The sequence below is a fragment of the Rickettsia tamurae genome (assembly GCF_000751075.1).
Taxonomy (GTDB): domain Bacteria; phylum Pseudomonadota; class Alphaproteobacteria; order Rickettsiales; family Rickettsiaceae; genus Rickettsia; species Rickettsia tamurae.
The window spans coordinates 160,629-179,293 of the sequence record NZ_CCMG01000008.1; the positions used below are offsets into that span (position 1 = coordinate 160,629).

Consider the following 18,665-nt stretch of genomic DNA (forward strand, 5'->3'; position numbering starts at 1 on the left):
GCATTGGCTTTGTTGTATAGCTCGGTTTTTTTGTTGTCATCCCGTGATTTATTCACGGGATCCAGGAAAAATAGACAATTAATGTATATTATAAGTTGTTTTTCTGGATACCGTGGTCAAGCCACGGTATGACAATAATTCATTTTTAACAAAATACCAAACTCAAAAGTACCCCGACATAATTATTAGCTCTGAATCTTGTCATACACTCAGCTGGGTTCTCAATATCAAGAGTTGCTACTTGCAATATTAGTATAATTAAAGCAGCTAAAATAGGTAAATAGTCGATATTATGGTTAGCCATTTTTGTTGCTAGAATAAATAACAATATAAAACCTATATAACATATATAAAGCCAAAGCTTAGGATGCTTGTTCTCTAAATATATACTTAGCGATTTCACTCCTATTTTCTTATCGTCTTTTATATCCATATATCCGTAAATCGTATCATAACCGATTGCCCAAAAACAGCATGCTATATACATAATAATCGCTGCCATATCAAGTTTATCCTGAACTGCCGCATAAGCTATTAATGCCCCTAGCTTAAAGGTAAATCCCAAAAAGATTTGCGGGAAATAAGTAATACGTTTCATTAACGGGTATAGGCTAATCATTATTACCGCAAAAAAACCTGTATATATGGCTGTTTTGTTTAAAAGTAGCAAAATACAAAGTGAGATAACGCTAAGAATAAAGAGTATAAAAATAGCATAAGAAACAGATAAAGCCTTGCTAGCTAAAGGTCGATCTTTAGTTCTTGCGACATGCTTATCAAATTTCCTATCAAATATATCGTTAATAATACATCCGCTAATCCTTGTCGTTATGCTTCCTAAGATAAATAATGGTAATAAATGAGCTAATTCCGTGTTAGAAGGATTTGCAAGCAATAACCCAAATAAAGCAGGAAAAAAAACCAACAAATAAGCTACCGGCTTATCCGCCCGTATTAATTTAATGGTAAGTAAAAGTTTGTCTAGAATTAGCATATTAAACTTTAAATTTAAATAAATATGGATATTATAGATAATTTAAGATAAAATACGCCACAAAATAAAGCTACTAGATTTTTATGGCTAAAAAATTAAAACACGATTCATTAGTAAAAATAATAATGAACGACCCGGTAGCAGCACAAGAATTTTTGGAATATTATTTACCCGATGATTTTAAGAGTTTAGTAGATTTATCAAAAATAACGGTAGAACAAGAAAGCTACATTGAGGAATCTTTAAATAAGAAATATAGTGATATAATATATAAAATTAGCACCAATAATAAAGAAGAAGCATTTGTTTATGTATTAGTATAGGCCCAATCAACAATTGATTATTGGACGGCTTTGCAGTTATGGAAATATACACTATTATTATGTGAAAGACATAAGAAAGGAAAGGATAAATTGCCGCTAGTTTATAATTTAGTTATTTACAACGGTAAAGAAATTTATAATGCTCCAAGAAATTTGTGGAGTTTATTTACTGATAGTGTGATGGCAAAGAAATTAATGACGGAAGATTATCAATTAGTAGATTTGCAAGCTATGACAGATGATGAAATCGTCAAGAAAAAACATTTAGGTATGCTAGAATATATGATAAAGCATATCCATATGCGGGATATGATAAAACTATGGGAGAAGTTTTTAACAGAGTTTAAGCATATTATAATATTGGATAAAGAAAAAGCTTATATTTACCTAAGATCGTTCTTATGGTATACTGACGCAAAATTATCAAAACAAAAACAACCGGAATTAGTAGAAGTATTTACTAAGCATTTATCATCTAAAGATAAGGATAGCATTATGAAAACTATAGCATAAAAATATGCAGAAAAATATATGGGAGAAGGTCTGATACGAGGAAGACAAGAAGGTATTAAGATAGGAGAGGCTAAAGGCGAACATAATAAGGCAGTAATTATAGCAAAAAAAAATGCTCTCTCAAGGATTCAAAATTCCTATGATTGCTGAACTTACCGATCTTAAAGAAAGTGTTGTCCGCTCAATTGTAAAAAGTAATTAATTGTGCAAGCACCACTTGCACAAATCCTAAATTCCATATCCTTCCAAAGAAAAGCATCTATTGTCATAATCACATATAACCTTTATAATAATATTCTTGAATCAACTACAAAATCTATGAAAGAATTTCCAAAAAATTATAATTTTACCGAAAATGAAAAAAAGTGGCAGCAAATTTGGCAAGAGAAACAAATTTATGCTTATAATCCAAACGTTTCAAAAGAAGAAACCTATGTAATCGATACTCCACCTCCGACAGTTTCGGGGCAGTTACATATCGGTCATGTTTATAGCTATACGCAAACAGATTTTATTGTACGCTTCCAGCGTATGATCGGTAAAAATATCTTTTATCCTATGGGTTTCGACGATAACGGGCTACCGACTGAGAGACTTGTTGAAAAACAGAAGCAGATCAAAGCTTATAATATAGATCGATCTGAATTTATAAAAATTTGCGAAGAGGTAGTAGCAAGTGAAGAAGAAAAGTTTAGAAGTCTATTTACCCAAATAGCTTTATCGGTTGATTGGAGTTTAGAGTATCAAACTATCAGTCCGTTATCACGAAAAATATCACAAATGTCTTTTCTTGATTTAGTACAAAAAGAGGAAGTTTATCGTGCTAATCAACCAATTTTATGGGATCCAGTAGATGGTACAGCTCTTGCCCAAGCCGATATTGAGGATAAGGAAGAAACCTCTTTCATGAATTATATTACGTTTAAAACCGAGCAAGGAGACCCGCTTACTATAGCAACTACCAGACCTGAGTTATTACCGGCTTGCGTAGCCGTATTTTATCACCCTGACGATGGACGTTATAAGCATCTAGCAGGTAAATCAGCTATAACCCCGCTTTTTAATGAGAAAGTTCCATTGCTTGCTGATCCTTTAGTACAACAAGATAAAGGTACGGGGCTGGTAATGTGCTGTACGTTTGGTGATCAAACGGATATTACTTGGTGGAAGACGCATAATCTACCTTTAAAAACTATTATCACTAAAAAAGGTACAATAGACTTCCAACATGAAATTTCTATAGACGGATTGAAAATTAAAGAAGCTCGAACAAAAATAATAGATATTTTAAAAGAACAAGAGTTGCTTATTAAACAAGAAGAAATAACTCATACCGTTAAATGTGCTGAGAGGTCAGGTGCTCCTCTTGAGATACTAACCGTACCGCAATGGTTCGTTAAAACTATATCACATAAAGAAGAATTGCTTAAAAGAGCAAATGAGTTAAATTGGCATCCTAAAAATATGAAGATTCGTTTAGAGAATTGGATTAATGCCATTAGTTGGGATTGGTGCATAAGTAGGCAGCGTTATTTTGGCGTGCCTTTCCCTGTTTGGTATTCTAAAAAAGTAGGTGAAGAAGGCAAGATTTTATATGCTGATATTTCACAGCTACCTGTTAATCCATTAAGAGATTTACCTATAGGTTACAGTAAGGAAGAAGTAGAGCCTGACTTAGACGTTATGGATACTTGGGCAACAAGTTCCGTTTCGCCTCAACTTTCTACTCATGGCATTTCTGATGATTTCGCTGTTAATAAAGATAGACACGATAAATTATTTCCGATGGATTTAAGACCCCAAGCACACGAAATTATCAGAACTTGGGCGTTCTATACTATTTTAAAAGCTCATTTACACCAAAATACTTTGCCGTGGAAAAACATCATGGTAAGCGGTTGGTGTTTAGCTGAAGATCGAAGTAAAATGTCTAAATCTAAAGGCAATGTTTTAGTTCCTGAAAAGCTGCTAGAACAATATGGTTCCGACGTAATACGTTATTGGTCGGCAAATTCAAAGCTAGGTGCTGATACCGCCTATTCTGAAGACGTTATGAAAAACGGCAAAAGGCTTGTTAACAAGCTATGGAATGCCGCTAAATTTGTTTCTATACATTTTGATAAACTGAAAGGTGAAGATAAAAAAGCAAAGCTTTTAGATGTTAAAGAAAAAATCACTAACGAGTTTGATCAGTGGATAATTAATAAACTAGTAGAACTAGTTAAGCTAGCTACAAATGAGTTACAAAACTACGAATATGCAAATGCTATGCATCTGACGGAAAAATTCTTTTGGGCGGTATTTTGTGATAATTATTTAGAAATAAGCAAAACAAGAAGCTATGACGAGGAAAACAAAAATCCACAAGGACAATATAGTAGCATATTAACTTTATATCATGTTATGCAAACGTTACTGAAACTATTTGCACCTTTCATGCCGCATATTACCGAAGAATTATACCAAATATTATATAGTGAAAATTCTATTCATGTTAAAGGTAGCTGGGTTAATTACGGTGACTTAAATTATGAAATCGATGCAAAAGGAGCAGAAGGGCTGCTTGAAATACTAGATATCGTCAGAAAATTCAAAGCTGAGAAGAATCTATCTATAAAAGCTCCAATAAAATTGCTTGAAGTTAGCGGCATAGTATTATCTGCAGAATTAGCAGAAGATTTAAAAAACGTCACATCGGCAGAAGAAATACAATTTGAGATGAAAGATGATAAAATTAAAGTCAATGTTATTCTTTAAAAATATTATAGGTTTAATATTACTTATATTTGCCGGGATATTTTTTTATGCTTATATATTAGAATATGACTGGCGATATGTAACCTTAAGTGATGAACAAGTAAAAAAATACAGGATTAGCGAGAAAAAAGCTATTGCCCTTTATCAGTTAATGAAAGACACTCATGAGCTACTTGGTAAGAATAATATTAATTATTGGATAGAAAGCGGCACTCTACTTGGAGCCGTTAGACATCAAGGCATAATTCCTTTTGACGATGATTTAGATATCGGTATTATGCATGAAGACGAAATATTTCTGCAACAAATATTACCGCAATTTGAGCAACTCGGTTATACTGTTTCCTACGAGAGAGCTTATAATATATGCAAAAAAGCTTGTTTAGATATTTTCATTTTTCATAAAGAACAAAACAAATTTATACATACTAATTTAGCGACTCGAGATAAGTATCCGAAGAATTCATTTTATGATAATGAATTATATCCTTTAAAAAAATATAAATTCGGTAGTATAGAGGTTTACGGTCCCGCTGATCCTATAGGAAATCTAAATAGGCAATATCCAGAATGGGATAAATATGCAATAATATACAGCCCTCATAGCTTACATTTACCTTTTTTATCGAATATCGAGAAAAAAACCAAATTTATACTTACTCCGGAATTGTTAAAACCTGCTCAGCCTTTTAGTCCTTTAGAGGATAGAATAAGCTTTTAGACAAGTTGAGATAAAAAAGTAATAACCGGTTGTTTTATATAGATTTAAAAAAATATTATATCAGCAGGGAAAATGTAATTTAAGGTTCAAGGTGATAAAATTAAAATCGATTTAATTCTTACTATTTTCGTCGGTGTATTGTGTTATGCTTATCTACTAGAACATAATTGGCGATATGTAACCTTAAGTGATAAACAAGTAAAGAGATATAGAATTAGTGAGAAAAAAGCACTTAGCCTTTATCAGCTAATGAAATATACTCATGAGCTACTTGGTAAAAATAATATTAATTATTGGATAGAAGGCGGCACTCTGCTTGGAGCCGTTAGACATCAAGGCATAATTCCTTTTGACAATGATTTAGATATCGGTATTATGCATGAAGATGAAATACGCCTACAACAAATATTACCGCAATTTGAACAATTAGGATATCGTGTTAAACATAATAAAATTTATGTAATTTGCGGGGAAAGATGCTTAGATATTTTCGTATTTCATAAAGAAAATGATAAATTTGTTCATTTTAATCAAAGTATACGTAATAAATATCCAAATGATTTTTTTTATGATTATGAGCTATATCCTTTAAAAAAATATAAATTTGGTAGTATAGAAGTATATGGTCCATCTAAAGAGCATTTGAATAGACAATATCTAGAATGGGATAAATATGCAATAATATACAGCCCTCATAGCTTACATTTACTTTTTTATCGAATATCGAGAAAAAACTAAATTTATATTAACGCCGGAATTGTTAAAACCTGCTCAGCCGCTCGGACCGCTAGAAGATAAAGTGAATATAGTCAATTCAGCTACATTTATTGGTATGTGCGAGGATACAGCTTATAATTAAATGTCGAATTGGTAATAACTTAAGCAACGAAATAGTCATATGATTTACATTTGACTAGATTACTTTTTTGCAAAAATTCATATCAAACAAGTTGAGATAAGAAAGTAATAGTCGGTACTATCCATAGCCCGGTTTATCAAAGCAAGAGTCGGAAATAGCTTGTTCATCTTGAATTACTTGAAAACTAAACTCAGGTTTAAGTGATTCATGAAAATATTTTAAGCTTGAAGAAAGGCTTGTATCACTTACTTTTGCTTCCACTAAAATCCAAGGCTTCTCATCTTTTGTTATTACTAAATCGACTTCACGTTTTTGTTTATCACGAAGATAGTATGAGCCAAAATCACCAAGCCCTGTTTCGTTCCAAAAATATACGGCTTTTAACAGGTGAGAAGCTACAAGATTTTCAAATCTAGCTCCTATATCTTTTATTTGCGACCAATCCCAAAGGTAGTATTTAGGCTCTTTTATTAAGCTTTTTACAACATTTTTAGACCAAGGCTTGATAGCAAAACAATAATAATGCTTTTCTAGCAAAGAGAGCCATTTTCTTATTGTTTGGTCTGAAACCCTAACTTTGTTAGCAAGATTCGTATAGCTTATTAAGGCCTGTTCGTTTATAACGGTAGCAAGTAATTCTAACGCATAAATATTGTTGATATCTTCAGTATTTCTTACATCTTCTCTAAATAATTGTTCGAATCTTTGATTACTCCATATTCTATAAAATTTAGCAGTTGCTTTTAAATAGCTTTCCGCAAATCCTCCAAAATTTATTAGAGCTTCAAATTCATCTATAGTGATATTTTTGGGGCTTTTTATATAATCAATATTATTATCAAAATTTTTAGCTATTTCAGATACCGATAACGGATACACGGTTAAATTTATATAACGCCCCATTAGGCTATCGCCGCCTTTTTTATATATATTTAATTTGGCACTACCTGTTATAATAAATTCAATATTTTCTCCGAATTTATCATAAAACCCTTTTACAAGATTTTTTCAATCTTTATATTTATGAATTTCATCTAATATTAAGCACGGTTTCTTATCGGATATAGTAGACAGTAGATTTTCAAAAAGTTCGGTGTGTTTGTTTAGGATTTTATTTCTATCTTCTAGATAATCCCAATTTAGATAAATTGAATTGGGATTAGGCTTGATTACTTGTTTTGATATTGTAGTTTTTCCTACTTGCCTTGCTCCGCTTATAAATACAAGTTTACCATAGTTTGTTAGATATTCTTCAACTTGCTTTTTATATAACCTATCCATTATAATATTTCTATAAGTTTACAAAAGTATTATAGGCTGATATCGAAATGGTCAAGACTATTTCGATATCAGTAACGAAATAGTCTTACTTGGTAGCAAAACTGAACAGCTATACTTTATTATAACTGATCGCCCATCAGGGGAATTTCATTTATATACTCATTAATATCTACCTGAATTAAACTACTCTCTTGATGATGTTCAATACTACCATCAAGCAACGGTTGTAAATGCTTAGATATTATTCTAATAACCTCAGGCTTACCTGTGCTATTTGCTATTTCCATATACTCACCTTTTTGAGGCATATACGGAGTAAGCTGCTCAATATATTTTAAATAAGATTTTATTAATGCTCTTGAAGTTGCTATAATACAGTTTATTAACAAAATAAATTATTAATTTTTTAATATTTAAAATAATTAGTGCAAAGTATGAGGTACTTTAGTATTATTTAACATTAAACTTTGCTTCATTCTATGCCTTATTTATTACCAACTATTATAACTACGCTACTTATTTTATTAGCTCTAATAATTTGGTTTTATGTAAAAACTAAAACCTTAAGGACGCAGCTACAATTTTTATCAGAGCAGAATCTAGAAATTAGCAATAACAACCAATTATTAAATCAAGAAAAGATAGGATATTTACAGAAAATTGAGCAATTGAAGTGTGAAGTAGAATATCAAGAACAGACTATTAAGGATTCAGAAAAAATAAGAGAAGAGTCGTTTTCATTGGCTAAAGCTGCGTTATTTGATTTAGGTAAAGATTTGTCTAAGCAATTAATAGAGATACATAAAATGGAAAACACGGCGGCAAGAGAGCTAGCCGAGAAAAATATCGCTACTGCTTCAGGAAAATTTAATAGTGAGTTTGAGCGGTTGATTACGATGGTGGGAGCATTAAATAAAGATATAGAGCAATCAAAAGGTACGGTTGATTTGATAAAACAGTCGCTGCTTTCTCCGATCGGGGCGGGGTTGCTTGCCGAAATTACGCTTGAGAATATCCTAAAATCTTCGGGCTTACGTCCTAATTTAGATTTCATTATGCAATACGGCTTAACTACAACAGATAGCGGAAAGTTAAGACCCGATGCTCTTATTTTTCTTCCTTCCGGTAATTTAATGGTTATTGATTCCAAAGCTTCCAAATTTCTAGTTGATGAGCAGGATAATAGCGGGAATCTTAGCAAAACTATGAATTATCATTTAAAATCTCTAACTAATAAAGACTATGCCGAAAATATTTTAACTAATCTAAACAAAAAGGATCAGAGCTTTAACAATGTTATTACTTTAATGTTTTTGCCAACTGAACAAGCGGTTGAGAAAGTTATTGCAGCCGACCCTGAATTTTTACGAAAAGCTTGGGGCTGTAATATCTTTCCGGTAGGACCTAGCGGACTTATGAATATGCTATCATTTGCAAAATTTCAAATTACCGATCATCGCCGCTCGGAAAATTATAAGGTAATCATTGAAGAAGTGAGAAAGCTGTTAAGTTCTATCGGTACTATGGCTGATTATTCTCAAAAGATCGGTAATAACCTGCAAAATATGGTTACTAATTATGATAAATTTGCTGCCTCGTTTAATCGTAATTTTATGTCAAGAGTAAAGAATATTCAAAAACTCGGCATTGATTCAGGGAATAAAGCCATGCCGGCTACCTTAGAGCGTTATCAAATCGTTTCCTCCAAATCAGAGATTATTGAAGTAGAAGCAGAAAATCCACCGCAAATAGAGGAAAAATTATAAATAAATTTTTCTCGTAATAGGTAATTTAAATGTTAAAAAAACTTCCCATAGTTTGTATAGCCAAGCATATATAAGATTAAAGCTCCTGAAAAAGAAAACAAACATGTTATAAGAGTGAGCTTTATTAATATGTGGCCGGGCTTTACAATAGACGAGCTACCGATGATAAAAGAAATCATTGAAGAAAACGGACGAACAATTGTTATAGATCATAACAATTATGACCTTATTATTGATAGTGTTTTTGGTCAAAGAAATATTAGTAATAAAGATAGTATAAAGATATTTTTTACCGGTGAATCTGTTAGACCAAAGCTAGAAAATTATGATATATCTATAGGTTTTGATTATATAGATCATCCAAATTATATAAGAATACCTTTATATTATAGTATTTTACTAATAAAGTCAGTACTGAATATAAACGATCAAAATGCAATCCAAACAAACCGTATTTTACTTGTTTCTTAGTCTCTAACGGTTAGAAGATCCTGAAAACGACGGCTGCATAGCAAGAAATCGATTTTTTCATAAATTGTCGCTGTATAAAAAAGTAGTAAGCGGTGGTAAATATTTAAATACCGAATCTACAATTATACCAAAAGAAAAAACTCGTGAATGGTTATCTAAATGTAAATTTGTTATTGCTTTTGAAAATAAAACATATGAGGGGTATGTTACTGAAAAACCTTTTCAAGCTTATTTAGCAGGAGCAGTACCTATATATTATGCAGATAAAAGTTATATCAAAGATGTAAACCCTAATGCAGTAATATTTGCTAAAGATTATTCAGAAGAAGATTTATATAATTATATTATTTCTGTTGATAAAGACGATGAAAAATATTGTAAGATATATAACAATCAGATTGTACCGACTTCAGAAAATAATTACATCGCAGTAAACGAAAAATTAAGAAAAAAATTATTACCTTTATTAAATAACCTATAATGCGACAAATTAAAAAATATTTTTTTATAATATCAATTATAATTATTTGTTTATCATTGATTTTCATATTTTTAAAAACTTATCAAATAGGTTCTGCTCCACTTGAAGAAAAAGATATTAAAATTTTTATAGTAAACCTAGATCGCAGCACTGATAGATATAACAATATTAGTAAACAATTCAACAATAATAATTTATCCTATGAAAGGTTTAGTGCAGTAGACGGTTATAATTTATCCATAAAAGATGCAGCGGGAAAAAGATTTACCGGCTTAGATGTAAAAAATAACCCTGCTCTTTTATCCCTTGATAACGGTTATACTGTACTTTGTCCTTCAGAAAATATAAATTATTTTTCCGATAGCAAAATATTAAATCATACTTTAACGGCAGGTGAACTCGGTTGTTATTGCAGCCATAGAGAAATTTGGCTTAAAATGGTTAAAGAAAATATACCTTATGCCCTAATAATAGAAGATGATGCTATACTAAATGACGATTTCCGTAATAAATTTTTAACAATGCTTAAGCATTTACCTACCGACTGGGATTTAATTTATTTGTCCTTGTCACATTCTAAAAACAAAATATTTTATAATATTTACAATAACCCGTATTTAAAGAAGATAGGTCATGGTGGTTACTTTAATACAACTACAGGTTATTTGATACACTTAAAAGCTGCTCAAAAACTTCTTGAATATAGCAAAAACCTTACTTTAGAGATTGATAATGTAATGTACCAAGCTTTTATGCATAACGAAGTGCAAGCCTATGTCACTTCGCCTTTTTTAATACATGCAACATTTAATTATATTTGAAATGGGAAGAGCACATTAAATAACGTAAATTTTACAACCTTAATCTAGGTTTTGTGGACATTTCTAATTGATTTGCTATTTTGAGGTATTTTTAGCTGCAAATTATAAGATTTTTTTGAAATATGAATAACTATTCCGGCAAAAATCTTATTAATTTTCGCTAAAAATACCTCAAAATAGCAAATCAATTAGAAATGTCCACAAAACCTAAGCATGGTACTTCTTCTGTAGGATCAATATCAATAACTGTATCATCGTTTGTGCCTAAGGCAACCTTATTAAGCCAAGTAAGGGTAGTAGCGGTTTTCTCGGCAATATTCTTGCCTGCACTACTAATTGCCTTGCCGACATTTAAATCCGATATAGTAGTTGTTAAAACATCTATTAAAGTCGCAAGACTTAAGAATTTTAAATCTTTAATAGACTCAAACATTATTAAAGGTACTATCGCTACAGTCAGTCTTGCCGCATCATTATAGTAAAACTTTTGAAAAAACACATCATTAGTTAATTTTTCGCCGGTGATATTTTCTATAACTTTATTGCCGCAATATGTTGATACTAATAAAGAAGCAAGACGCATTAATTTAACAGAAGTTGATGCATAAAACATTGGATCTTCATAAAATTCTAATTCTGGATTACGAAAGTAAAACAGATATAATCCAAAATCAAGGTGGCTATTGCCGAACACATAGCAATACTCTTCCATCCATGATAGGTACTAATGTCTGATTCAATATTGTTAAAATCTATATCTTGATTGGTAAGTTTATTATATACTGCCTGAAGTTTTATTTGCGTATTCTTATCTTTTTCGGAATGTTTATATAGTAACTGAAAATATGGTTTAATTTCTTCAGCTGTAAATTTCTTATTCTCAATTAAAGCCGGTATAATTTTATCATGCAAAAATTTAATTAATTTATTTTGCATAAAATTTGTAACTTTACTTTGTTCTTCTACTACTCCTGCAGCTGCAGACCATCGTAAAGCCGTATATACAATTATACGATTAATAATATCATTATTTAATAAATCAATAGGCTGCAACCCTAAATTAGCAGCATATCTAAAACAAATCTCAGTTGTATTTACGGCATCATTAGCAAAGCTTGTAGTGTGATCAAATAAAAATTTAATATCTTTAGCATTTTCAGTGTTATTTTCTAATGCTTGAAACATATTATTATTAATCTCTTTAGTTTGTCTATTTGATAAGACCGTACCGGGAAAAGATAATAAAATTTGTAGCATCGCAAGGCTAGTGGTTGGTAAAGCACATAATTCATACCAAGGATCCTCTTCGTCAATTACATATGAACGTAAAGCAATTACACCCACTATAAGAGAAGCATAAGTAATTGCTATTTTACCTGAATGATTACTAACTAAATCTGATTTTTTGGTTAACCAAGAAGCAATTTTTAGTAAGACTTTGCTCTAATGAATTAAGATAATTTGCAAAATTTAAATGAGTTTTTTACTATATTAAACTCGGTTTCATAAGAGGAAGGTACATTTAAAGTGTTTGTAAGTAATATTGCTTTAGCTATATAGCGATATAAAAAATACTCGCTCATCAGAGGATATGCCATAGCATCGATTTCTTTGGCTGCTTTAATCAAGTTTTCAGATTGATCTAAATTATTTTTTAAAAATACTTGGGGCTTTAGTAACAAGGGTACTAAACTCTAGTGAATTTATATCCCCTATATTATCTAGCATAGAATCAATGATATTCTTGTTTTCTACTCCTATTAGCTCCTGTAGCTTCATACATAAAAAATGATCTCGATTATTTATCTCTTCAAAACAATTGCTCCATTGATAATGATCAATATTCTTATCTTGATACTTTTCGGTAGTAGCTAATTTACTTAGCATTGTTTCTAAATATTGAGTATAAATAAAACTTTGATCTAGTGTTGTTAAATCTTTAAAATTTTTATCACAGAACCATACTTTCAATACCTCACCTAAATTAAAACTAGCAAGTGCTGTAGTAGTTTTCCATAATCTTACGCCTAAATTTGATATATCATTATAATATTTTATTATTACTTCTAGTTTATTACTCATAATTTCAATTAAATAAATATCAAAGTTAAAATAAAAAATATAAAAATCTCTTAATATTTATTCAAATCTTTTATATGTAATTATTTATAATTGTTAATTATTTTGCTATAAGACAACATTAAAACCACACACGGGCAACGCCAGTTTATGATAAGAGAGAAGAGTATTGGGGTACAAAAGTTTTTAACCAAAAAAACAATAGCTGTGGATATAACATATCCTTTTTTATCTTCTATTTGCAACAGGACCTGATTAATGATATAAAAAATGTCAGTACCTAAATCGTCTATATTATAATGAGAATACTAGTAACAGGAGCTAACGGCTTTATTTGATCATATATTACAGCTGAATTATTAAAGAATAATTATGAGGTAACATGCTGTGTTAGAGATGTTGAATCTACCAAGAAAAAATTCCCTACTGCAGAAGTTATATATTGTGATTTTAATATAGACCTAACACCACAAAGCTGGATAAATAGATTAAATAATATAGATATAGTTATAGTTATTAATGTTATCAGGTGTATTAACGTCTAGTCATGCTAATAATATTGAAAATGTTCATGTCAATGGTCCAAAAGCTCTATTTAAGGCTTGCACCCTTACTAACGTAAAAAGAATTATTCATATTTCAGCTCTTGGAATAGATGATGAAAAAAACACTGCTTATGCTTTAACTAAAAAAGCAACTGAAGAATATTTACAAAAATTAGAAAATATAGATTGGGTAATTTTACAGTCATCTCTTGTTTACGCAAGCGGTTGTTACGGTGGTACCTCACTATTTAGGGCTCTTGCAACATTACCGTATTTTATTCCTTTAATAGGCGATGGTTTACAACAATTTCAACCTATTCATATTGATGTATTTAACGAAAGTAATTATTCACTGTATAGAAAGGGAAGGAAAAATCCACAAATTATTAAAAATAGTTGGACCAGACATAGTTACCATGAAGGATATCTTGCTTGGATTTAGAAGATGGCTTGGAATTAATCCTGGAAGACGACTAATAAAAATTCCTCTAATATTCATTAAAATAGCAGCTAAATTAGGGGATTTTCTAAAAATAGGACCCATTAATTCTACTGCGTATAATATGTTACTTCAACCTAATATTGCTAATAAAAAAGATTTTATCGATTTTACTTCTATAATCTCTAGAAACTTGCAACAATGTTTTGCAACCGAACCTTTAACCGTACAATCCATATGACACGCTAGGCTCTATTTTTTAAAACCTATAATAAAAATTGTCTTAGGGCTATTTTGGATAATGACAGGAATTATTTCAAGTATTTTTGCTTATGATGCTAGTATGCAAATTATAATATCACTAGGATTTGATAAACAAATAGCACCTTACATATTATATGGAAGCTGCTTTACAGATATTATTCTTGGAATTCTACTAATTATCAAAAATAAAATAAGTAGGATATGTAGTTTACAAATTTTATTAATACTAGCTTATACTCTACTATTAACATATCTTAAGCCAATATTATGGCTAGATCCGCTTGGTCCAATATTTAAATTCCAATAATATTACTTACTTTAGTATTAATGGCTATAGAACGAGATAAATAATGGATTATCTTTTTATAAAAACTATTCATATTATTAGCTCTACCATTTTATTTGGTACTGGAATTGGTACTGCTTTTTTTATGTGGTGGGCAAATAAAACCGGCGACTTGAATGCAAAGGCAATGCAGCTCGCACTACAGTTATAGCTGATCTTCTTTTTACTACTCCAACTGTGATAATTCAACCGGTTAGCGGCATAATATTAGTAAATATGCTTGGCTATAATTATTCTGATTTATGGCTTACCTTAACTTATATCGGATACATAATCGCCAGTAGTTGTTGGCTTCCGGTGGTATGGATTCAAATTCAACTACGAAATATGGCACTTGAAGCATTAAAACAGCGAACTCCCCTACCGAAAAAATATTATAAATTATTTAAATTATGGTTCTACCTAGGCTGGCCAGCATTTATCAGTTTGATTATTTTTTTTCTTAATGGTGTTTAAACCGCTATAATACTAGTTTAGGATAAATTTTATACTAAATTAGTATTGTCCCGTGGTCAAGCCGGCGTTGTTGTGTGGATACCACCCCGTCATTGCGAGCAGCCGTAGGCCTTGTTGCAGGCTCGTATATGTCATTCCCGCTTACGCGGGAATGACATATAGAAAAAATAATATTTACGCCGGTATATCTTCAATAATCGGTTGTTTTTTGTTTGATTTTGTAGAAATGAGAGAGGTCATTATCGGTTCTACTAAACCGTTAACTACCTCTTTTGTAATAGTAACACGCTGCTTTTTTAGCTCGGCAACTTTATACATACTATCAAGCAAAAGATGCTCAAGTATTGAACGAAGTCCCCTTGCTCCCGTCTTTTTAGCTAGAGCTTTTTCGGCAACGGCTTCTAGGGCTGAATCGTCAATTACAAGCTCAGCATCATCAAGCTCAAATTGTTTCTGATATTGCTTTACTATAGCATTCTTAGGCTTAGTTAGAATTGTAATTAAAGCTTCTTTGTCTAGCTCATCTAAAGTAGTAACGATAGGTAACCTACCGATAAATTCAGGAATTAAACCGAATTTAGTTAAATCTTCAATCTCCAGGGATTTAAGAATCTCACTATTATTTTTCTCTTTATCTATATTTACGTTAGCTGCAAAGCCTATAGAACTATGATTAGTTCTTGAGGTTATAATGCTATCAATCCCCATAAAAGCACCACCGCAAATAAATAAGATATTTGAAGTATCTAACTGTACGAAATCTTGTTGCGGGTGTTTCCTACCGCCTTGAGGAGGCACAGAAGCAACTGTTCCTTCCATAATTTTAAGTAATGCCTGCTGTACTCCTTCACCCGATACATCCCGTGTAATAGAAGGATTCTCCGATTTACGGGCAATTTTATCAACCTCGTCAATATAAATTATACCTTTTTGTGCTTTTGCTATATTAAACTCAGCTGCTATCAATAAGCGTAGTAATATATTCTCAACATCTTCACCGACATAACCGGCTTCCGTTAAAGAAGTAGCATCCGCCATAGTAAAAGGTACGTCTAAAATTTTAGCAAGCGTTTGAGCAAGTAAAGTTTTTCCTGAACCGGTAGGACCGATCAATAAAATATTCGACTTATTAAGCTCAACATCATTATTGCCGGATTGTACATATTCAAGTCTCTTATAATGGTTATAAACCGCTACTGCTAAAATCTTTTTAGCCTGATCTTGCCCAACTACGTAATCGTTTAGAATTGCACATATTTTTTGCGGCGTTGGAATTGAAGAAGTAATTTGCTTTAACGTAACTTTACTTTCTTCTTTCATAATATCCGTACATAAATCTATACATTCATCACAAATAAATACTGCAGGACCTGCTATCAGTTTTTTTACTTCATGTTGTTTTTTACTACAAAACGAACAAATCAATTCTTTTTTATCAGCTTCTACTACCATTAACTTTCTTTTTTATGTTTATTTTAACAATTCTTACTATAGTACTCTTGCGTACATATAATAATCTTTATGCTCATTTGCAACTATTTCGCATTTTTTAAGGATTCCCTCCTTAGCGAAACCGCATCTCTCAAGAAGATTAATTGAACGAAAATTATCTGTAATAACTGTTGCTTGGACTCTTACAATGCCTATATAATCAGCAAATTTTAATATATTCTTTATAGATTTTAACATCACACCTTTACCCCAAAAATTAGGATCTAGATCATAGCTTATTTCTGCTCTATGATGCTCTAGATTTATTATATTAAAACCGGCAGTACCTATTAATTTATTATCGTCTTTAAGGGCAATTCCCCAATAAAAGCTTCTATGATTTTTATATAAACTAGACCAATAACGTATTTCTTCTCTAGCTTCTTCTAAGTCTTTAGGTCTATTACTATCAGTTATATAAATAGCCATTTCCGACTTACTCATATAATTAAAATAATCTTGTGCATCATCTTCGACTAACGCACGTAAAACTATATCATTTAAATCAAGTACGGGAAAAGGAGCATATAAATATTCTCTATTTATCATACATATTCTTCTTTTCTTTGAAAAGTAGTATTTTTAAAGAAGGGTTAAAATAATGAGTAATACGAAGAGCAACTTCAAAAAGAGCAAGGAATCCACAAGACGGGAAACGGAAGCCGTTACTTAAACGTTCAATACCGCAGTACTTGTATGATGACGTAGCCAATTTTTGAAGTTCTATCTAAGTATTAACATATTTAATCGGGTCTTGTATATTATTCTTTTTAAAAGCATCAAGCCTTATCATACAAGCAAGGCAATTACCGCAAGATGAATCATCTTCAGTAGGTTCATAACATGATATAGTATTTTTGTAATCTACACCAAGCTCAATACCGGTTCTAATTATTTGCTCTTTAGTCATATCAATTAAAGGCGTATGAATAGTAATTTTTTTACCTTGCATTTCCATACTGGTTGCTAAATTCGCCATTTCTTCAAAAGATTTAATATATTCAGGACGACAATCAGGATAATTTGCCGAATCGCTTGTATGCACACCTATAAAAATGTCTTTTGCTCCTATTACTTCTGCAAAACCGAGTGCATAACTTAAAAATATCGTATTACGAGCAGGCACGTAAGTAACCGGCACATCTTCAGGTAGTTCGTTTACGCCGTGATAATGCGGAACATCTATATTATCATCGGTTAAAGCAGAACCACCGAAAGCTCGTAAATCTATATCAACAATCTTATGCTGCTTGACGTTATATTCTTTTATAAACTCCTTAACTTTCCGAAGTTCTGCATTATTACGTTGTCCGTAATTAAAACTCATAGCATGAATTTCATAACCCATTTCCCTAGCTATTGCAAGAACCGTAGCAGAGTCTGCCCCGCCGCTAACCAAATTAACTGATTTTTTTGCTTCTCTCATTTATATATACTAATTACTTATAAAAATAATTATAATATAATTAAATAGAAATTAATATAGAAATTTTTATGACTATGAAAATATTACCTAAAGAACAAATTACTACTAAAAATAAAGACAGTGTTTTAATTAAAAAAGAAAAAAACTTTAATCTAAAAGGTATAAAATTAATACAACAATTATCAGGCAAGAGTACATCAAACATGTCTACCGATGAAATAATGAAATTAACACGAGGTGAGTTCACATTAATAGATTAAACATCATTACGTACGATTAAAGGTTTTGTTACATATATCGAAAAAATGCCTCTATGTCATTCCCGCGAAAGTGGGAATCCAGTAAAACATATAAATATTCTTGACTAAATCCTTCTGATAATCTAAATTTACGTTGTTAATTTATGGCGGGTGTAGCTCAGTTGGTTAGAGCATCAGGTTGTGGTTCTGAGGGTCGCGGGTTCGAATCCCGTCACTCGCCCCATTTTCTTCCCTTAATACAAAATAATTAATAGACCTCTTTCATAACCTATCTTATAAAGAGGAATTTGAAGGAAACACGGAAGCGCTTGCCGCCGCAGCGTACACACTAGTGTGAGGATGCGAGTACCGGATTGACATACAAATTACCTT

20 protein-coding genes, 1 tRNA gene and 4 pseudogenes are annotated in these 18,665 nt (G+C 31.3%); 14 read left to right on the forward strand and 11 right to left on the reverse strand.

From position 1 onward, the window contains the following. Positions 1-145: 145 nt before the first annotated feature. Positions 146-994: a 4-hydroxybenzoate octaprenyltransferase gene (gene ubiA, locus MB29_RS02715; RefSeq protein ID WP_032138937.1), complete on the reverse strand. Its 849-nt coding sequence runs from the start codon at positions 992-994 to the stop codon at positions 146-148. An 83-nt stretch (positions 995-1,077) separates the two neighbouring features. Between ubiA and MB29_RS08215 the strand changes: the two are divergent. From MB29_RS08215 to MB29_RS08220, 4 genes and pseudogenes are all read left to right on the forward strand, one after another. Next, a pseudogene (locus tag MB29_RS08215) lies at positions 1,078-2,032 on the forward strand (Rpn family recombination-promoting nuclease/putative transposase). A gap of 116 nt (positions 2,033-2,148) precedes the next feature. Continuing rightward, complete coding sequence (locus MB29_RS02725; RefSeq protein ID WP_032139056.1) at positions 2,149-4,587, forward strand: valine--tRNA ligase; 2,439 nt, start codon at positions 2,149-2,151, stop codon at positions 4,585-4,587. Beyond that, positions 4,556-5,308, forward strand: coding sequence for a LicD family protein (locus MB29_RS02730; RefSeq protein WP_032138938.1), 753 nt, complete (start codon positions 4,556-4,558; stop codon positions 5,306-5,308). The genes MB29_RS02725 and MB29_RS02730 overlap by 32 nt, the downstream gene beginning before the upstream one ends. Positions 5,309-5,407: 99 nt before the next feature. Further along, positions 5,408-6,167: pseudogene (locus MB29_RS08220) on the forward strand (LicD family protein). A gap of 117 nt (positions 6,168-6,284) precedes the next feature. Here MB29_RS08220 and MB29_RS08225 read toward each other — a convergent pair. The 3 genes and pseudogenes from MB29_RS08225 to MB29_RS02745 form a co-directional block, all read right to left on the reverse strand. Continuing rightward, positions 6,285-7,070, reverse strand: coding sequence for an ATP-binding protein (locus tag MB29_RS08225; RefSeq protein WP_233418912.1), 786 nt, complete (start codon positions 7,068-7,070; stop codon positions 6,285-6,287). Positions 7,071-7,079: 9 nt separating this feature from the next. Continuing rightward, positions 7,080-7,448: pseudogene (locus MB29_RS12510) on the reverse strand (ATP-binding protein); the annotation flags it as partial. A gap of 119 nt (positions 7,449-7,567) precedes the next feature. After that, the gene (locus tag MB29_RS02745) at positions 7,568-7,837 is read right to left on the reverse strand and encodes a hypothetical protein (protein WP_032138939.1); all 270 of its coding nucleotides are present in this window, start codon (positions 7,835-7,837) and stop codon (positions 7,568-7,570) included. Between the two features lie 90 nt (positions 7,838-7,927). On the opposite strand from MB29_RS02745, the gene MB29_RS02750 reads away from it, so the two are divergent. The 4 genes from MB29_RS02750 to MB29_RS08235 all read left to right on the forward strand — a co-directional run bounded on the left by MB29_RS02750 (position 7,928) and on the right by MB29_RS08235 (position 10,987). Then, positions 7,928-9,214: a DNA recombination protein RmuC gene (locus MB29_RS02750; protein WP_032138940.1), complete on the forward strand. Its 1,287-nt coding sequence runs from the start codon at positions 7,928-7,930 to the stop codon at positions 9,212-9,214. Positions 9,215-9,343: 129 nt separating this feature from the next. Beyond that, entirely contained in the window at positions 9,344-9,685 is a 342-nt protein-coding gene (locus MB29_RS11365; RefSeq protein WP_233418880.1) for an alpha-1,3-fucosyltransferase, read from the forward strand. 64 nt (positions 9,686-9,749) lie between these two features. After that, positions 9,750-10,166, forward strand: coding sequence for a glycosyltransferase family 10 domain-containing protein (locus MB29_RS11370; RefSeq protein ID WP_051965290.1), 417 nt, complete (start codon positions 9,750-9,752; stop codon positions 10,164-10,166). Beyond that, positions 10,166-10,987 carry a glycosyltransferase family 25 protein gene (locus MB29_RS08235; protein ID WP_215426185.1) on the forward strand — a complete coding sequence of 274 codons (822 nt, stop codon included), beginning with the start codon at positions 10,166-10,168 and terminating at the stop codon, positions 10,985-10,987. Before MB29_RS11370 ends, MB29_RS08235 begins: the two co-directional genes overlap by 1 nt. A gap of 184 nt (positions 10,988-11,171) precedes the next feature. Here the strand turns inward: MB29_RS08235 and MB29_RS12515 are convergent, their stop codons facing one another. From MB29_RS12515 to MB29_RS12525, 3 genes are all read right to left on the reverse strand, one after another. Next, positions 11,172-11,600, reverse strand: coding sequence for a hypothetical protein (locus MB29_RS12515; RefSeq protein ID WP_233418881.1), 429 nt, complete (start codon positions 11,598-11,600; stop codon positions 11,172-11,174). Between the two features lie 17 nt (positions 11,601-11,617). Then, positions 11,618-12,331 (reverse strand): hypothetical protein, encoded by a 714-nt coding sequence (locus MB29_RS12520; RefSeq protein ID WP_233418882.1) that lies wholly within the window; start codon positions 12,329-12,331, stop codon positions 11,618-11,620. Between the two features lie 303 nt (positions 12,332-12,634). Further along, the gene (locus MB29_RS12525; RefSeq protein WP_032138941.1) at positions 12,635-13,069 is read right to left on the reverse strand and encodes a hypothetical protein; all 435 of its coding nucleotides are present in this window, start codon (positions 13,067-13,069) and stop codon (positions 12,635-12,637) included. Between the two features lie 516 nt (positions 13,070-13,585). Between MB29_RS12525 and MB29_RS12530 the strand changes: the two genes are divergently transcribed. The 4 genes and pseudogenes from MB29_RS12530 (at position 13,586) to MB29_RS12535 (ending at position 15,116) form a co-directional block, all read left to right on the forward strand. Further along, entirely contained in the window at positions 13,586-14,053 is a 468-nt protein-coding gene (locus tag MB29_RS12530; protein ID WP_051965291.1) for a Rossmann-fold NAD(P)-binding domain-containing protein, read from the forward strand. Continuing rightward, on the forward strand, positions 14,028-14,291 hold the full coding sequence (locus tag MB29_RS02800) for a hypothetical protein (RefSeq protein WP_032138942.1): 264 nt from the start codon (positions 14,028-14,030) through the stop codon (positions 14,289-14,291). Before MB29_RS12530 ends, MB29_RS02800 begins: the two co-directional genes overlap by 26 nt. A 60-nt stretch (positions 14,292-14,351) precedes the next feature. Further along, complete coding sequence (locus MB29_RS02805; protein WP_032138943.1) at positions 14,352-14,621, forward strand: DoxX-like family protein; 270 nt, start codon at positions 14,352-14,354, stop codon at positions 14,619-14,621. A gap of 43 nt (positions 14,622-14,664) precedes the next feature. Continuing rightward, positions 14,665-15,116 (forward strand): annotated as a pseudogene (locus tag MB29_RS12535) (DUF2269 family protein). A 174-nt stretch (positions 15,117-15,290) separates the two neighbouring features. Here MB29_RS12535 and clpX read toward each other — a convergent pair. Genes clpX through queC form a run of 4 tightly spaced genes read right to left on the reverse strand, consistent with a single transcriptional unit; the run spans position 15,291 to position 18,033 of the window. Next, the gene (clpX, locus tag MB29_RS02815; RefSeq protein ID WP_032138944.1) at positions 15,291-16,568 is read right to left on the reverse strand and encodes an ATP-dependent Clp protease ATP-binding subunit ClpX; all 1,278 of its coding nucleotides are present in this window, start codon (positions 16,566-16,568) and stop codon (positions 15,291-15,293) included. Between the two features lie 36 nt (positions 16,569-16,604). After that, positions 16,605-17,156 (reverse strand): GNAT family N-acetyltransferase, encoded by a 552-nt coding sequence (locus tag MB29_RS02820; protein WP_032138945.1) that lies wholly within the window; start codon positions 17,154-17,156, stop codon positions 16,605-16,607. Further along, positions 17,146-17,319, reverse strand: a complete 174-nt coding sequence (locus tag MB29_RS11375) for a hypothetical protein (protein WP_215426186.1) — start codon at positions 17,317-17,319, stop codon at positions 17,146-17,148. Before MB29_RS11375 ends, MB29_RS02820 begins: the two co-directional genes overlap by 11 nt. Before the next feature lie 15 nt (positions 17,320-17,334). Further along, entirely contained in the window at positions 17,335-18,033 is a 699-nt protein-coding gene (gene queC, locus MB29_RS02825) for a 7-cyano-7-deazaguanine synthase QueC (protein WP_032138946.1), read from the reverse strand. A 74-nt stretch (positions 18,034-18,107) separates the two neighbouring features. Here queC and MB29_RS02830 point away from each other — a divergent pair, with 74 nt between their 5' ends. Both MB29_RS02830 and MB29_RS02835 read left to right on the forward strand, forming a co-directional pair. After that, positions 18,108-18,293 carry a hypothetical protein gene (locus MB29_RS02830; RefSeq protein ID WP_233418883.1) on the forward strand — a complete coding sequence of 62 codons (186 nt, stop codon included), beginning with the start codon at positions 18,108-18,110 and terminating at the stop codon, positions 18,291-18,293. A gap of 146 nt (positions 18,294-18,439) precedes the next feature. Continuing rightward, positions 18,440-18,516, forward strand: a tRNA-His gene (locus MB29_RS02835). Positions 18,517-18,665 lie beyond the last annotated feature (149 nt).

Excerpts from the sequence above, each read along its gene's own strand:
- MB29_RS02805 (WP_032138943.1), top strand. The coding sequence starts at position 14,352 with ATGACAGGAATTATTTCAAGTATTTTTGCTTATGATGCTAGTATGCAA.
- MB29_RS12525 (WP_032138941.1), bottom strand. The coding sequence starts at position 13,069 with ATGAGTAATAAACTAGAAGTAATAATAAAATATTATAATGATATATCA.
- ubiA (WP_032138937.1), bottom strand. The coding sequence starts at position 994 with ATGCTAATTCTAGACAAACTTTTACTTACCATTAAATTAATACGGGCG.
- clpX (WP_032138944.1), bottom strand. The coding sequence starts at position 16,568 with ATGGTAGTAGAAGCTGATAAAAAAGAATTGATTTGTTCGTTTTGTAGT.
- MB29_RS08235 (WP_215426185.1), top strand. The coding sequence starts at position 10,166 with ATGCGACAAATTAAAAAATATTTTTTTATAATATCAATTATAATTATT.
- MB29_RS02730 (WP_032138938.1), top strand. The coding sequence starts at position 4,556 with ATGATAAAATTAAAGTCAATGTTATTCTTTAAAAATATTATAGGTTTA.
- MB29_RS12515 (WP_233418881.1), bottom strand. The coding sequence starts at position 11,600 with ATGTTTTATGCATCAACTTCTGTTAAATTAATGCGTCTTGCTTCTTTA.
- MB29_RS08225 (WP_233418912.1), bottom strand. The coding sequence starts at position 7,070 with ATGGGGCGTTATATAAATTTAACCGTGTATCCGTTATCGGTATCTGAA.
- MB29_RS02820 (WP_032138945.1), bottom strand. The coding sequence starts at position 17,156 with ATGATAAATAGAGAATATTTATATGCTCCTTTTCCCGTACTTGATTTA.
- queC (WP_032138946.1), bottom strand. The coding sequence starts at position 18,033 with ATGAGAGAAGCAAAAAAATCAGTTAATTTGGTTAGCGGCGGGGCAGAC.
- MB29_RS02830 (WP_233418883.1), top strand. The coding sequence starts at position 18,108 with ATGAAAATATTACCTAAAGAACAAATTACTACTAAAAATAAAGACAGT.
- MB29_RS02750 (WP_032138940.1), top strand. The coding sequence starts at position 7,928 with ATGCCTTATTTATTACCAACTATTATAACTACGCTACTTATTTTATTA.
- MB29_RS11365 (WP_233418880.1), top strand. The coding sequence starts at position 9,344 with ATGTGGCCGGGCTTTACAATAGACGAGCTACCGATGATAAAAGAAATC.
- MB29_RS02800 (WP_032138942.1), top strand. The coding sequence starts at position 14,028 with ATGAAGGATATCTTGCTTGGATTTAGAAGATGGCTTGGAATTAATCCT.
- MB29_RS12530 (WP_051965291.1), top strand. The coding sequence starts at position 13,586 with ATGTTATCAGGTGTATTAACGTCTAGTCATGCTAATAATATTGAAAAT.
- MB29_RS02725 (WP_032139056.1), top strand. The coding sequence starts at position 2,149 with ATGAAAGAATTTCCAAAAAATTATAATTTTACCGAAAATGAAAAAAAG.